Raw genomic sequence first — 14,653 nt, 5'->3', positions numbered from 1 at the left:
CGTCGAAACTGGACACGTACACGCCATGAGCAATGTCGGCTTCCGAATATTCCGAAGGATCAACCGCCCCGATCCGGGCCTGGTCCGAGCACTGGCCGTGATCCCGGTCGCCAACATCGCCGATGAGATGAACCGGCTGTTCTGCCTGGATGCCGCGATCCGGCCGTGGAACCGGGCGCTGATGGCGGGCTGTGCCTTCACGGTGCGGGCCCGGCCGGGCTGCAACCTCCTGGTCCACAAGGCGCTCGACATGGCCGCACCCGGCGATGTCGTGATCGTCGAGGATGGCGGCGATCTGACGACGGCGCTTGCCGGCGAGAACATGGTGCTCTGGGCGCGCAAGCGTGGCCTCGCCGGCCTCGTGATCGATGGCGCGATGCGCGATGTCGACGCCATCCGCGAGCTGGATTTTCCCGTCTATGCGCGCGGCGCCACGCCTCGCGGCCCGCATCGCAACGGGCCGGGCGAGATCAACGTGCCGATCTCCTGCGGCGGTGTCGTCGTCAATCCCGGCGATATCGTGCTCGGCGACGGTGACGGCGTCCTGATCGTTCCGCCGCGCGAGGCACAGGCCATCCTCGAGCGCGCCAAGGGCAAGCTCGCCAAGGAGCTCAAGACGCGCGAAAGCATCGCGGACGGCACATGGGACCGCTCGGCCTATGCGGACGAGGCCCTGGTGCGGATGGGCTGCGAAATCATCGACGCGGCGTTCGACCATAGCAGCTGATCACATGCAGACCCGGCCCTGTCTCTCGACAGGGCCGGCGTTGCGCAGGGCTTAGAGCATAATGGATTGGGATGGAAACGGTGCCGGTACGCTCTCTGTCCGCGGTCCTACCCTCCGCGTCATCCCGGACAAGCGGCGCAGCCGCGCAGCTCCGGGATCCATCATAGGGTTCGACAGCGCTCTACGATGGATCCCGGGACTGCGCTGCGCTTGCCCGGGATGACGCCGCGGTTCCGAGAAAAATCACCTCGCTCTGGCTGTCACACCGCGTTGGGCTGGCGGAAAGCCGCCTCCATCTCGCGCCGGACGCGCACGGCCTGGCTGTCGGGATCATAGACGACATCGTCCCATTTGATCCGCTGGCCCTCGGCGATCTCGGTCTTGAGCTTGACGTTGTGAGCCAGGCCCAGCGGCAGATAGCCCTCCTTCAGCGAGGCATCGGCCGGGGTCTGCTTGCCCCAGACGCAGAAGCCGCCTTCGCCGTCGAGCATCTCGCCGGGCGTCAGCTTGCGCTTGGCGGTGGCGACGACGTCGGAGTTGAAGCAGATCGGCGCGCCTGTCGATTCCTTGCGCAGCGCGGCTGAGGCGACCGAAATGCCGAGTTCCAGGCCGATCATATGGATCGGGCGATAGAGCGAGGCGTATTTGCCGGTCTTGTCGGGCAGCATGCTGTATTCGCGGAAGCACTCCTCGCTATAGGCGCTGTCGCTCTCGAAGACGACATAGGTGCCCATGACCAGCGAGTGCGGCACGTCGCTGCCGTCGCGATAGACCGAAGACGTCACCTCGGTGACGCCTTTGCGCTCCAATACGCCGCCATCCGCCTTGGGCTTGCAGATCTCGGCATGTTCGAAGCGCGTCGCCGGCGGGAAGGACAGGCCGTCGGCCTGCGAATGCAGCCCCGTGGCGTTGCAGACCGCCGTCATCTCGATGCCCGACTTCGTGCCGTCGACGAAGGAGTTGAACATCTTCGGATTGATCGAATTGCGATCCTTGATCTTCATGTATTTGTCGAGGATGTCCCAGACCGTGTCGGGCGTCGACTGGTGGTAGGTCGGGTGGTAGCGCGTGCCCTTGCCGGCGGAGACCACCTTGAAACCGGCGGCGCGAGCCCAGTCGACATGGTCGGCGATCAGGGCCGGCTGGTCGCCCCAGGCGAGCGAATAGACCACGCCGGCCTGCTTCGCCTTGCGCGCCAGGAGCGGCCCGGCGACGGCGTCGGCCTCGACATTGACCATGATGATATGCTTGCCGTGCTCGATCGCCTTGAGCGCGAAGCGGATGCCCGCGCCGGGGTCGCCCGTCGCCTCGATGATCACCTCGACGCCGGGATGCGTGATCAGCGCCTCGGCATTGTCGGTCACGATCGTTGAGCCGTTCTTGAGCGCGTCGTCGACAGAGGTCGCCGCATATTGCTGTTCAGGCCAGCAGCCGAGCTTGAGCTGCGAGCGGGCGCGGGTGGTGTTCAGATCGGCGACACCGACGAGATGCATGCCGTCGGTCGAGCGGACCTGCGACATGAACATCAGGCCGAACTTGCCCGCTCCGATCAGCCCGACGGTGACCGGCTTACCCGCGGCCTGACGCTCCAGCAGCATGCGATGCAGATTCATGACGTGTCCTCCAGAGCGTTTTCGAGCGAAGCGGATACCGGCTCGCGTGAAGAAAGCGCGTTAAAACAAAGGCCTAGAGCAATTGAGCGATCCAACTGGATCGGAAATTGCTCTAGGAGAGCAGATTTAACCGCGCCGGCCTCAACGCCGGATCGGGAGCGGTCTTTGGGAAAAGCGTCGCGAAGGCTCGGCCGGGAGAGACGCAGACAGCCGCCAGGGCCGTCGCCGGGCTTGAGGCGACATCCTCTTTGGTCATTGCGTTTCCCTGTCGAGCGGCGGGTTGTCGCGACCAAAGGTCAATATGCCCCGCCTTGCTACGACCTGGAGGTTAGGGAGCAGCCAGCATCGGGGCAATTCAGATTATCTGCGCCAACGATGTAGAACGGCTAAACTGTCGCGGCCTCAGTGTGCTGCAGCTGCGAACGCTCCCGCTCGGCCCGGAGCCAGTCGAGGAAGGTGCGGGTCTTGCGATGCCGCAGATGGTTATGCGGGCAGACGATCCATTGCGTCGCGACCATGATCTCGGGGGCATCGCGGACCGGGCGGATCAGGGAGCCGTCGGCAAGCTCGCGCCAGGCGAGCAATTCGCTTTCGAGCGCGATGCCCATGCCATTGGCGGCAGCATCGATCGCCATATGGCTGCGGTCGAAGAGAACGCGATGCCAGCGCCGCTCCGGCTCGACGCCGGCCTCGGCAAACCAGCGCGGCCATTGCATCTGCGATTTGACGGAGTGGATCAGGCGCTGCTCGGGCAGATCCGCGGCTGTGAGGCTGGCTGGCGCCAACAGCGAAGGCGAGCAGAGCGGGAAAAAGCGCTCCTTGCCGAGCCCCTCGATGAACAGGCCGGGCCAAACGCCTTCGCCATGCCTGATCTCGATATCGACGTTCTCCTTGCTGAAATCGGTCGGTTCATTGGTGCCGTCGAGCCGCAATTCGATATCCGGATTGGCGTCGACGAAGCTGTGGAGGCGCGGCAGGAGCCATTTGCTGGAGACGCTGGGCGCGGCCCGCACCGTCAGGGTCGTGGCCGAGCGGATGCCGCGCACATGCTGCGTCACATCGGCGATATGCTCGATCTCGCGCCCGACCATCTGGAAATAGCGCTCGCCGGCTTCGGTGAGCGTGATGTTGCGGCCGACCTTCAGGGTCAGCGCCGTTCCCAGATGCAGCTCCAGCGCCTGGATCTGCTGGCTGACCGCAGACGGCGTGACGCGCAGCTCCTCCGCGGCGCGCGAGACGCTGCCGGCGCGCGCCACCGCATGGAAGACGATGATCGAGCGGAACGGAATCTGCATCGCGAACCTTTAAGGTCAGCTAAAAGGACGCGAAATATAACTCAATTGTGCGCAGTGGCCAGCAATCTAGGCTGACGCTGCTGGAGACGGCCGCAAGGTCGGCGCCAGAAGGGAAAGCCTCCGTTCAGAGAGGCGTCAGGAACGCTGGATACCGGCCAAAGGTCGGACCGCCCAAGGAAGAGGACCGCTCGAACAGCCCCAATATCGCTGACCACGCGCAAGCTGAACACGCGCATGTCCCGCCGCGGGATGATGCCGGCGCCGCCATGCGCGCCGCCTGGCGCGACCGGCGCTCAGTCGGGACACGGCTTTCAGGCCAGGCGCAACCAGACACGAACAGGATACCGACGCGCATCAGCGACGCCGGAGACAAAATTCAGGAGGACCGTCCATGCCAGATCATCAGAAGCCTTCATCCGCGCCCCTATCGTCGCTAGGCGCGACGCTGACCCGGCGCAGCCTCCTCGCTGGTGCGGCCGCCATCCCGCTCGTCGCCATCCGCACCCGGCCGGCGCGCGCCGCCGAATTCGAGTACAAGCTCGCGACCGGGCAATCCCTGACGCAGCCGATCAACACCCGGCTGGGCGAGGCCGCGCTGCGCATCAAGGAGGCGAGCGGCGGCCGGATGGAGATCCGTTTCTTCCCCGCCTCGCAGCTCGGCTCCGATACCGATCTGCTGACGCAGATCCGGAGCGGCGGCGTTGATTTCCTCAACATCGCCGGCTCGGTGCTCTCCACCGTCGCACCGCTCGCGGGCATCGCCAATGTCGGCTTCGCCTTCGCCGATTACGGCCAGGTCTGGAAAGCGATGGATGGCGATCTCGGCAAGCTGATCGCGGCGCAAATCGAGAAGACCGGCGCGCTCGTCGTCGCCAAACCGGCCGACAACACCTTCCGGCAGATCACCTCCTCGGCCAAGCCGATCAAGACGCCGGCAGACCTCGCCGGCTATCGCATCCGCGTGCCGGTCTCGCCGATCTTCACCTCGCTGTTCAAATCGCTCGGCGCCAGCCCGACCTCGATCAACTTCAACGAGCTCTACACGGCGCTGCAGACCCGCCTCGTCGACGGCCAGGAAAACGGGCTCGTCACCATCGAGGCCGGCAAGATCTACGAGGTCCAGAAATACGTTTCCGAGACCAACCACATCTGGGATCCGTTCTTCATCCTCGGCAATCGCCGCTCGATGAGCGCTCTGCCCGATGATCTGAAGGCGATCGTCAAGCGCGAGCTCGACCGCGCCGCGCTGGAGCAGCGCGACGATACGACCAAGCTCAACACCACGCTGAAGGACCAGCTCATCGCCAAGGGACTGACCTTCGAGGCGGCCGACAAGGAGGCTTTCCGCAAGGGCCTCAGCGCGGCCGGCTTCTACAAGGAGTGGCGCGGCAAGTTCGGCGAGGATAACTGGAAGGCGCTCGAGGCTGTGGTCGGGGCGCTGGCATGAGCGCGGCGATCGGCGATCCCGACATGGTCGCACTCAACCCGGGGCGCAGCTCCGGGTTGATCGGGAGGATCGAGCGCGGCTTGCGCCTGCTCGTCGAAATCCCTGCCGCAGCGGTTGTCGTCGCCGAGGTGGTGATCCTGTTCCTCGGCATTCTCGCCCGCACCTTCCACCAGCCGCTGATCTGGTCGGACGAATTAGCCTCAATCCTGTTCCTCTGGCTCGCCATGCTGGGCAGCGCCATCGCCGTCCAGCGCGCCTCGCATATGCGATTGACCTTCTTCGTCTCGTTCCTCTCGCCGCGCGCCGAGGCCTGGGCGGCGACGCTCGCCGCCGGGGGCGTGGCGATCTTCCTCGCCCTGATCCTGCATCCGACCTGGGAATATATGGAAGACCAGTCCTTCGTTGAGACGCCGGCACTTGGCTGGCCCGGCACCATCCGCGCCGCCGCCATTCCGGTGGGCTGCCTGATCGCGCTGGCGAGCGTGCTCCTGAGCCTGGCGCGGCATTCCTGGCGCGATGTGCTCTCGGTTGCGGCGCTGTATGCGCTGATCGCCGGTGCGCTTTACCTCATCGGCCCCTCGCTGAAGGGGCTCGGCAACTGGAACCTGCTGATCTTCTTCGTCGGGCTGCTCGGGCTTGCCGTCATGGCGGGCGTGCCGATCGCCTTTTCCTTCTGCCTGGCGACGGCAGCCTTCCTGTTGATCACGACGCGGACGCCGCTGCTGGTCGTGGTCGGGCGCATCGACGAGGGTATGAGCTCGCTGATCCTGCTCGCTGTGCCGCTCTTCGTCTTGCTCGGTCAATTGGTCGAGGCGACCGGCATGGCGCGCGTCATGGTCGCCTTCCTGGCCTCGGTGCTCGGCCATGTCCGGGGCGGCATGTCCTATGTCATGCTGGGGGCGATGCTGCTGGTCTCGGGCATCTCGGGCTCGAAGACCGCCGACATGGCGGCGATCGCCCCGGTGCTGTTTCCGGAGATGCGCAAGCGCGGCATGAAGGATGGCGAGCTGGTCTCGCTGCTCGCAGCCTCCGGCGCGATGAGCGAGACGATCCCGCCCTCGATCGTGCTGATCGCGATCGCCTCGGTCACTGGCGTCTCGATCGCGGCGCTGTTCACGGCCGGCATCCTGCCAGCCTTGGTGCTGGCCTTCGTGCTGGCGCTGGTGGCGCGCTATCGCGCCGGCAAGGAGGAGGATGCCAGCGTCAAGATCGAGCGTGCGCCGATGTCGCTCGTGGCCAAGACGCTCTGGATCGCGATTCCCGCGCTGATCCTGCCCTTCCTGATCCGCAGCGCCGTGGTCGAAGGCGTCGCCACGGCCACAGAGGTCTCGACCATCGGCATCGCCTACAGCCTCGTATTGGGGTTGCTGATCTATCGCGGCGGCTTGGTCTGGCGGAATGCCTTGCCGATGCTGGTGCAGACGGCCTCGCTTTCGGGCGCGATCCTGTTCATCGTCGGCGCAGCCAGCGCCATGGCCTGGGCCTTGGCGCAATCGGGCTTCTCGCATGAACTCGCGGCCCGCATGGCCGGCGTGCCGGGTGGCGCCAATGGCTTCCTGCTGATCTCGGTGATCGCCTTCATCGTGCTCGGCAGCGTGCTGGAAGGCATTCCGGCGATCGTGCTGTTCGGGCCGCTGCTGTTCCCGATCGCCAAGCAGTTCGGCATCCACGAGGTGCATTACAGCATGGTCGTCATCCTCGCGATGGGGCTGGGGCTGTTCGCGCCGCCCTTCGGGCTTTGCTACTACGCCGCCTGCATCATCGGTGACGTGCCGCCCGACGCCGGCATGCGCCGCATCTGGATCTACCTGGCCTGGCTCTTCCTGGGCCTGCTGCTGATCACCTTCATCCCGTGGATCTCGATCGGGTTTCTGTGAGGGGATTGCCTGGTCCCCTCCATGCGGCGCCTCTGCCTGCCGGAGATATTCACGCGGGCGGCTGATGGAGCGCTTTCGAGCGAAGCGGAAGCCGGTTTGCGTGGAGAAATTGCTCTCACGCTTAGATGGGAGACACATTCGGATTTCAGATGGGACCACGCAATGATCCCATCTGAAATTATCCGGCTCTAGAAAAACTGCTTCGCGAGCTTCAGCCCCTGACCCTGATAGTTCGACTTTATCGACTGTCCATAGAGCTTGTCGGGGCGCTCGATCATGTTCTCGAAGACGATCGTGCCGACCCTCTGGCCATGGTCGAGCATGAACGGAACGTCGTGGCTCCGGATCTCGAGGACGATCTTGCTCTTGCCGGAGGAATCGGTGACCCGGCCGAAGAACGGGTCCAGGAAGCCGGCATAATGCACCCGCACTTCTCCAACCGCGGTGTCATAGGCGACCATCTCGGCCGCCTCGTTCTCGTTGATGACGATGTCCTCGAGCGAGGCCATGATGTAGAACTCGTCCGGGACCAGGACGAGTTCGCGCCGGCCCGGGCGGCATTTGATCGGCTCCCAGAAATCGTTCCGGTCGTATTCTGCGACCTTTTGCAGGTCGATCAGGCCGGTGGTCTTGCGGGCCCGGTACGCGATGACCCCGTCGGCTGCAGCGCCCTCCAGATCGATCGAAACGGAAATCGACCGGTTCGCCGGCTGCACTGCGTCGGAGGCGTGGTGGCGGAAACGCAACTGGCTCAGCGTGTCGCCGGCGCGCGCGATGATCGGAAACGAGCGCGGCACGACCTCCGCATAGAGCGGCCCGTCATAGCCCGCCGGGATCTCGTCGAAGGACGTGCCGCCATCGGCGATCAAGCGGACGAAGATGTCGAGGCGGCCGGACGAACTCTTGGGATTGGCGCGGGCGCTCGTATCCGCTCCCAGCGAGACGCGCTCCTGCAGCGGGATGATGTGGACGCAGTTGCGTTCGAGCACCTGCGGCTTGGACAGGTCGACCTCATGCGTCGCGAGATCCTTCAGCCTCTCCGAGACCGCTTTGCCCTTGCCCGGGAGGAAGCTGGTCGGAACCCTGAACGCCGTGGCGCCGAGCCGCAGATCGAGGCTCGCGGGCTGGATCAGATCCTCATGGATCGGAGAACTCGCGCGTATGGTCCCGTTCGCGATCGCCGAGCGAATGGTCTGCGAGGGCCAAATTCCGTAATTCATACTCAGATGTCCGATGAAGGGCTTGGCGAGAGCTTACAGCGAAAGCAAAGCGCATTCCGTGCTTCCGGCGCAGCCATCCACAGTGCTGTTTGGGTGTCCGGGCTGTTTTGGGCGTCTCGACGCGGCAAATCGGCGCTTGAACGCGCCAGCTGGGTCCTGGATCGGCATCGCCCGGCCTGGCTGCCGGTGCTGTGAACCGCTCCTTGGGCGTAGCTGCGGGCTTGCGCTTGCCGGTTCGGCCGCGTCAGGATTGACGCCGCCGCCGCCCGGTTCATAACAGGGGCCTCGCCCGCCGGCCACGATCGGGCCGCGCGGCGCCCGCGCCATCGAGGGAACCGTCACGATGTATCAAGCGGAGACGCATGGCGTGCGCGTGACCGCCGCGCCGAAATTCATGGAGGGGGAATCCTCACATGAGCAGCGCCGCTATTTCTGGGCCTATTCGATCGAGATCGTGAATCTGTCGCTTCAGACCGTGCAATTGATGACCCGGCACTGGTTCATCACCGATGGCCGTGGCGAGATTCATGAAGTGCGCGGCGACGGCGTCATCGGCCAGCAGCCGGTGCTGCGCCCGGGTGAAAGCTTCAGCTATACCTCCGGCTGCCCCTTGACGACGCCGGATGGCTCGATGAGCGGCTTTTACGCCATGCTTGGCGAGGACGGCGCGATCTTCGATGTCGTCGTGCCGCTCTTTCCGCTCGATTCGCCCTATGTGAAGAAGGTTCTGCATTGACTGCTTCCTCCCAGCCGACCGGGCAGCTTTACGCGCCGCTCGACATGCTCGCCCGCCTCGTCGCCTTCGACACGGTCAGCCATAAATCCAATCTCGATCTGATCGCCTTCGTCGAGGACTACCTCACCGGCTGGGGCGTTGCCTCCATACGCATCCCCAATGCGACCGGGGACAAGGCGGCGCTCTTCGCCACCATCGGCCCGCAGGATCGCGGTGGCGTCCTGCTGTCGGGCCATACCGATGTCGTGCCGGTCGAGGGCCAGGCCTGGAGCCGCGATCCGTTCACGCTGCATGTCGAGGGCGGCCGGGCCTATGGCCGTGGCGCCGTCGACATGAAGGGCTTCATTGCGCTGGCGTTGGCGCTGGTTCCGGATTTCCTCGCCGCCGATCTCAAGACACCGATCCATCTGTTCTTCTCCTATGACGAGGAGGTCACTTGCCTCGGCGTGGTCGACGGCATCGCGCGGATGGGTAAGGACTTGCCGCGCCCGCGCGCCGTCATCGTCGGCGAGCCGACCTCGCTCGACCTTGCCGACGCGCATAAGGGCATCCGCACCTTCTTCACCACGGTCACCGGTGTTGCGGCGCATTCGTCGAAACCGCATCTGGGCGCCAGCGCCGTCCATGCCGGTACACGACTGGCGGCCGGGCTGGTGGCGATGGCCGATGAGCGGGAAGGCAGGCTCGACCCGAGCGGCCGCTTCGACCCTCCCTACGACACCGTCCATGTCGGAAAATTCCATGGCGGCATCGCCCGCAACATCCTGGCCGATCGCTGCGACCTGTCCTGGGAGGTGCGCACCTTGCCAGGCTCGGATCCGGAGGATGTGCCGGCGCGCTTCAAGACCCTCTCGGACGAGGTTCTCGGCCGGATGCGCAAGACCGCGCCCTCGGCGACGATCGAGACGGTGATGAGCTCGGATGTGCCAGGCCTCGCGCCTGATCCGGGATCGGAAGCCGAGACGCTGGTGATGCGGCTCGCCGGCCGCAACAGCACCATCGCGGTCGCCTATGCCACCGAGGCAGGCCATTTCCAGCGCGCCGGCTTAGCTACCATCGTCTGCGGCCCAGGCTCGATCGACCAGGCCCATCAGCCCGACGAGTTCATCACGCTGGAGCAGTTCGCCGCCGGCGAGGCTTTCATGCGCAGGCTGCTGGCGGAATGCCGGGGGTAATCGAGCGTAGCGCTGAATGAAGGGGCGCGGGGAACCCTCTCCCGGAGGGAGAGGGCAGGGTGAGGGGTAGGCCGTTTGACGCTGTAGCAGTGCCCTCACCGCTGCTTCGCTGTGAGGTTTCCACGCAACTGGTCCGAGGGCCTACACCTCACCCCTACCCCTCTCCTTACAGGAGAGGGGTTCCCCGCGGTTCCAGCGCCTTACTCCGCCACCGGCAGCAGCCCCGCCTCGACCTCCGATGCCTCAAAAGTATAGCGCCGCGAGCAGAATTCGCAGGTCACGCCGAGCGTGCCGTCATCGGCGACCATCGCCTTGCGGTCCTCGGCTGAAAAGCCGCGCAGCATGCCGAGCACGCGCTCGCGTGAGCAGCGGCAGGCCTCCTGCACTGCGACCGGCTCGAAGACGCGCGCACCACGCTCATGGAACAGCCGGTAGAGCAGGCGCTCGCTCTCCAGCATCGGGTCGAGCAATTCATGGTCCTCGACCGTCTCGACCAATGAGCGCGCCTCGGCCCAGGAATCGTCGCTGATGCCGTCCGGATCGGTGTTGGTCAGGATGTCATGGCCTTCAGGCGCATCGCCGGGATGCAAATCCGCCGCGCGCAGCCGATCGGGCGAATGCGGCATGAACTGCACGAGCAATCCGCCGGCGCGCCATTCCCGGCCCGCGCCGGTGACGACGCTGCCGACGCCGAGCCGGATGCGGCTGGGAATCTGCTCCGACTGGCGGAAATACTGATGCGCCGCCTCTTCCAGACTCTGCCGGTTCAGAGCGACAACGCCCTGATAGCGCGTGGTCTGCGAGCCCTGGTCGACCGTCATGGCGAGATGGCCTTCGCCGAGCAGGTCGCCGGTGCTCAGATTGCCCGAGGCCACGGCCTGCTCCAGCTTGGCCTCGTCGATATGCGCGACGGCGCGATAGGTGTCGGGCGCGTTGAAATCGACGACCATCATCGAGATCGGCCCGTCGCTCTTGGTCTGGAGCTGGAAGCGGCCCTCGAATTTCAATGCCGTCCCAAGCAGCACGGTCAGCGCCGCCGCCTCGCCGAGCACGCGCGAGACCGGCTCGGGATAGTCGTGCCGGCCGAGAATGGTGTCGATCGAGGGGCCAAGCCGCACAACGCGGCCGCGCACATCGAGATCGGGCACGGTGAACGGCACCACCCGGTCGTCGAGCACGGCGACGCCGGCCCCCAGATCATCGGCCGCCATCAGGCGGAGACTCCGCCGAAGCACCAGGCCAGGATGCCCTTCTGCGCGTGCAGCCGGTTCTCGGCCTCGTCGAACACGGCCGATTGCGGCCCGTCCATCACGGAATCGGTGACCTCCTCGCCGCGGCTCGCCGGCAGGCAATGCATGAAGATCGCATCCTTCTCGGCGCGGTCGAGCAGGCGGTCATCGACCTGGTAGGGCCGCAGCAGATTGTGGCGCGTGCCTTCCTCGTCGCCCATCGAGACCCAGCAATCGGTGATGACGCAATCGGCGCCCTCGACCGCCGCTTCCGGCCGCGTCGTCAGCTTCACCCTGGCGCCCTGGTCGCGTGCCCAGTCGAGCAGTGCCGGTGGCGGCGCCAATTCCTCGGGCGTGGCGATGGCCAACTCGAAATCGAGCCGGCCGGCGGCATGGACCCAGGAGGTCAGGACATTGTTGGTGTCGCCGGTCCAGGCGATGCGCTTGCCCTTGATCGGGCCCTTGCGCTCCTCGAAGGTCATGACGTCGGCCATGACCTGGCAGGGATGCTGGCGCTTGGTCAGCCCGTTGATCACCGGCACGGTGGCGTATTTCGACATCTCGACCACGGAATCATGGTCGAGCATGCGGATCATGATCGCGTCGACATAGCGCGAGAGCACGCGGGCCGTATCAGCGATAGTCTCGCGCTCGCCGAGCTCGATCTCCTGGCCGGTCACCATCATCGGCGAGCCGCCGAGTTCGCGGATGCCGACATCGAAGGAGACGCGGGTGCGTAGGGAGGGCTGCTCGAAGATCATGGCAATGACCTTGCCTTCAAGCAAACGATCTCCGGCTGCATCGGGGGTGCGCCGGCGCGCCTTGATCTCTTCGCCGGCGCGCAGGATGGCGCGCAATTCCTTGGTCGAGAAATCGGAGATGTCGAGGAAATGGCGCGTCACGGGCGCTTCCTTCACGTCGTGGGTCATGGCAGGTCTTGGGTCATGGCAGGTCTTGGGTCATGGAAAGAGCGGGGCTTATTCGGCGGCGGGGCGCTTCAGCGTGGCCTCGACGCCGCGCGCAGCCTGGTCGAGCCGCGAGACCGCCTCGGAGACCTCGGCCTCGCTGATGATCAAGGGCGGCAGCAGGCGCACGACATTGTCGCCGGCGGCGACGACAAGCAGGCCGGCGGCCCGCGCTTCCGCGACGAAATCGGTGTTCGGTGTAATGAGCTTCAGCCCGAGCATCAGCCCCTCGCCCCGAATCTCCTCGATCACGTCGGGATGCTGGTCCTTGAGCTGGGCCAGCGACTGGCGCAGCCGCAGGCTGGTCTGCGCGACCTTTTCGATGAAGCCATCGCCGAGAATGACATCGAGCACGGCGTTGCCGACCGCCATGGCGAGCGGGTTGCCGCCAAAAGTGGTGCCATGCGTGCCGAGCGTCATGCCCGAGGCCGCCTCTTCGGTCGCCAGGCACGCGCCCATCGGGAAACCGCCGCCGATGCCCTTGGCGATCGACATGATGTCGGGCGCCACAGCGGCATGCTCATAGGAGAAGAACTTGCCGGTGCGGCCGACGCCAGTCTGGATCTCGTCGAAGATCAGCATCAGCCCGTGCTCGTCGCAGAGCTCGCGCAACTGCCGCAACATGCGCGGCGGCACTGAACGCAGGCCGCCTTCGCCCTGGATCGGCTCGATCATCAAGGCTGCGGTCTCCGGGCCGATCGCGGCCTTCAGCGCCTTTTCGTCGTCGAACGGCACCTGGTCGAAGCCGTCGACCTTGGGGCCGAAACCGTCGATGTATTTCTGCTGGCCGCCGGCGGCGATGGTCGCCAGCGTCCGGCCATGGAAGGCGCCCTCGAAGGTGATGATGCGATAGCGCTCGGGGTGGCCCTTCGCGGCATGGTACTTCCGCGCCATCTTGATGGCGCACTCATTCGCCTCGGCGCCTGAATTGGTGAAGAAGACGCGCTCCGCGAAGGTCGCCTCGCAGAGCCGGCGCGCCAGTTTCTCGCCATCGGGCATCGTGTAGAGGTTGGAGGTGTGCCAGATCTTGCCCGCCTGCTCGGTCAGGGCCTTGACCAGATGCGGATGGGCGTGGCCGAGCGAATTGACGGCGATGCCGGCGCCGAAATCGAGATAGCGCGTGCCGTCACGGGTGATCGCCCAGGCGCCTTCGCCACGCTCGAAGGCGACGGGGGCGCGGGCATAGGTCGGCAACAATACGGACGGGGCAGTGGAAACAGGAACGGCGGATGACATGGAGACGGTCCTCGCGACGGGGCGTATGAGAACGGAAGGGCGCTGAGCTTGAACGACAATCTGGGCGCGAGCCGGCATCTTGCCAGCATCATGCGACCCGACGGCGACGTTATCGTCGCAGCCAGTTCTTGATCTCTCGTCGCGCCGTCATCCGCATCGCAGGAGGACCCTGATCCGTCAAAAACATAAGCGCCGCCCAAAGGGGCGGCTCGACAAGGCCGACTATGCAAAAGCGGTCGGGCGCTGTCAATTGCGCCGCAAATGGATTCATGCCGCAACGTCAGCGTTGCCGAATGGATTCACTTGACGAGACATTCACGAATGGCCTGGGGAAAAGCCGTTTTCCGATTCGCTGACTCTTGTCGCCGAGTCCCGCCATCTTGTATGATCTCGTCAGTCAGATACGACATCTCGTGCGGCGTCCCCTGTACCGTCAGTTCCGGGTGTAACAGCTTCCGTTGAGCAACGGACGCTGCCGGTCATGGATTCCGTCATGAGCCACCCTAGTCCGGGCCCGCAAGGGGCTGGGCGGAGACGATAGGTGAAGCCGATGAACGAAGCCGGAGCATGGACGGAAGAACGCGTCGAGCTTCTCAAGAAGCTCTGGAGCGACGGCCTGAGCGCCAGCCAGATCGCGGGTGAGCTCGGCAGCGTCACGCGCAATGCCGTGATCGGAAAGGTCCACCGTCTCGGCCTGTCCGGCCGGGCCAAGAACCCCGCCGCGGCAAGCACGCCGCGCGCCAGTACGCCGCGCAAGGCGCCAACCCGCTCGCCGAGCCATCCGATGGCTGGCGGTCATGCCGGCATGACGCGCGGCAACACCGCGCTGGCTCCGCAATACGCCGCCGAGGCGGACGCTGAAGCCGAGCAGGAGACCGTCCTCTCCGAGGATGTGGTGGTGCCGTTCTCCGAACGCGTCACCATCATGGACCTGCGCGAATATATGTGCCGCTGGCCGATGGGTGATCCGACGACACCGGAATTCCGCTTCTGCGGCGGCCGTTCGCAGACCGGCATGCCTTATTGCACCTACCACTCGCGCATCGCCTACCAGCCGGCGGCGGACCGCAGGCGCGACCGCAGCAAGATGGCCGGACGGGGCTGAGGCCTGATGTCTTCGGGGATTTGAAAGG

12 protein-coding genes are annotated in these 14,653 nt (G+C 65.4%); 6 read left to right on the top strand and 6 right to left on the bottom strand.

Annotation, left to right across the window (positions count from 1 at the left end):
- The first annotated feature begins 25 nt into the window (after positions 1-25).
- On the top strand, positions 26-727 hold the full coding sequence (locus BMZ97_RS18795) for an RraA family protein (protein ID WP_092172927.1): 702 nt from the start codon (positions 26-28) through the stop codon (positions 725-727).
- A gap of 260 nt (positions 728-987) precedes the next feature.
- Here BMZ97_RS18795 and BMZ97_RS18790 read toward each other — a convergent pair whose 3' ends face one another.
- Together BMZ97_RS18790 and BMZ97_RS18785 are read right to left on the bottom strand one after the other, a co-directional pair.
- Complete coding sequence (locus tag BMZ97_RS18790; RefSeq protein ID WP_092172924.1) at positions 988-2,340, bottom strand: NAD(P)H-dependent oxidoreductase; 1,353 nt, start codon at positions 2,338-2,340, stop codon at positions 988-990.
- A 386-nt stretch (positions 2,341-2,726) separates the two neighbouring features.
- Positions 2,727-3,635 carry a LysR substrate-binding domain-containing protein gene (locus BMZ97_RS18785; protein ID WP_092172920.1) on the bottom strand — a complete coding sequence of 303 codons (909 nt, stop codon included), beginning with the start codon at positions 3,633-3,635 and terminating at the stop codon, positions 2,727-2,729.
- Between the two features lie 391 nt (positions 3,636-4,026).
- On the opposite strand from BMZ97_RS18785, the gene BMZ97_RS18780 reads away from it, so the two are divergent.
- Positions 4,027-5,082, top strand: a complete 1,056-nt coding sequence (locus BMZ97_RS18780) for a TRAP transporter substrate-binding protein (protein ID WP_092172917.1) — start codon at positions 4,027-4,029, stop codon at positions 5,080-5,082.
- A 23-nt stretch (positions 5,083-5,105) separates the two neighbouring features.
- Entirely contained in the window at positions 5,106-6,959 is a 1,854-nt protein-coding gene (locus BMZ97_RS18775) for a TRAP transporter large permease (RefSeq protein WP_244546500.1), read from the top strand.
- Positions 6,960-7,147: 188 nt separating this feature from the next.
- On the opposite strand, the gene BMZ97_RS18770 is transcribed toward BMZ97_RS18775, so the two are convergent.
- On the bottom strand, positions 7,148-8,179 hold the full coding sequence (locus BMZ97_RS18770) for a 2'-deoxycytidine 5'-triphosphate deaminase (RefSeq protein WP_092172912.1): 1,032 nt from the start codon (positions 8,177-8,179) through the stop codon (positions 7,148-7,150).
- A 343-nt stretch (positions 8,180-8,522) separates the two neighbouring features.
- Here BMZ97_RS18770 and apaG point away from each other — a divergent pair, with 343 nt between their 5' ends.
- Both apaG and argE read left to right on the top strand, forming a co-directional pair.
- On the top strand, positions 8,523-8,915 hold the full coding sequence (gene apaG / locus BMZ97_RS18765; protein ID WP_092172908.1) for a Co2+/Mg2+ efflux protein ApaG: 393 nt from the start codon (positions 8,523-8,525) through the stop codon (positions 8,913-8,915).
- 44 nt (positions 8,916-8,959) lie between these two features.
- Entirely contained in the window at positions 8,960-10,090 is a 1,131-nt protein-coding gene (gene argE, locus BMZ97_RS18760; protein WP_092173331.1) for an acetylornithine deacetylase, read from the top strand.
- 200 nt (positions 10,091-10,290) lie between these two features.
- On the opposite strand, the gene BMZ97_RS18755 is transcribed toward argE, so the two are convergent.
- The 3 genes from BMZ97_RS18755 to BMZ97_RS18745 are packed head-to-tail and all read right to left on the bottom strand — an operon-like array spanning position 10,291 to position 13,520.
- On the bottom strand, positions 10,291-11,301 hold the full coding sequence (locus tag BMZ97_RS18755; protein ID WP_092172905.1) for an Hsp33 family molecular chaperone: 1,011 nt from the start codon (positions 11,299-11,301) through the stop codon (positions 10,291-10,293).
- Positions 11,301-12,248 carry an ornithine carbamoyltransferase gene (gene argF, locus BMZ97_RS18750; RefSeq protein ID WP_092172902.1) on the bottom strand — a complete coding sequence of 316 codons (948 nt, stop codon included), beginning with the start codon at positions 12,246-12,248 and terminating at the stop codon, positions 11,301-11,303. The genes BMZ97_RS18755 and argF overlap by 1 nt, the downstream gene beginning before the upstream one ends.
- Before the next feature lie 48 nt (positions 12,249-12,296).
- On the bottom strand, positions 12,297-13,520 hold the full coding sequence (locus BMZ97_RS18745; RefSeq protein WP_092172899.1) for an aspartate aminotransferase family protein: 1,224 nt from the start codon (positions 13,518-13,520) through the stop codon (positions 12,297-12,299).
- A 550-nt stretch (positions 13,521-14,070) separates the two neighbouring features.
- On the opposite strand from BMZ97_RS18745, the gene BMZ97_RS18740 reads away from it, so the two are divergent.
- Positions 14,071-14,625, top strand: coding sequence for a GcrA family cell cycle regulator (locus BMZ97_RS18740; protein WP_092173328.1), 555 nt, complete (start codon positions 14,071-14,073; stop codon positions 14,623-14,625).
- Positions 14,626-14,653 lie beyond the last annotated feature (28 nt).

Origin of the sequence: Allobosea sp. OK403 (genome assembly GCF_900113835.1) — a bacterium.
In the GTDB taxonomy this organism is placed as follows: domain Bacteria; phylum Pseudomonadota; class Alphaproteobacteria; order Rhizobiales; family Beijerinckiaceae; genus Allobosea.
Note: the sequence above shows the minus strand (reverse complement) of the source record. Positions and strands in the feature narration are given on the sequence as shown.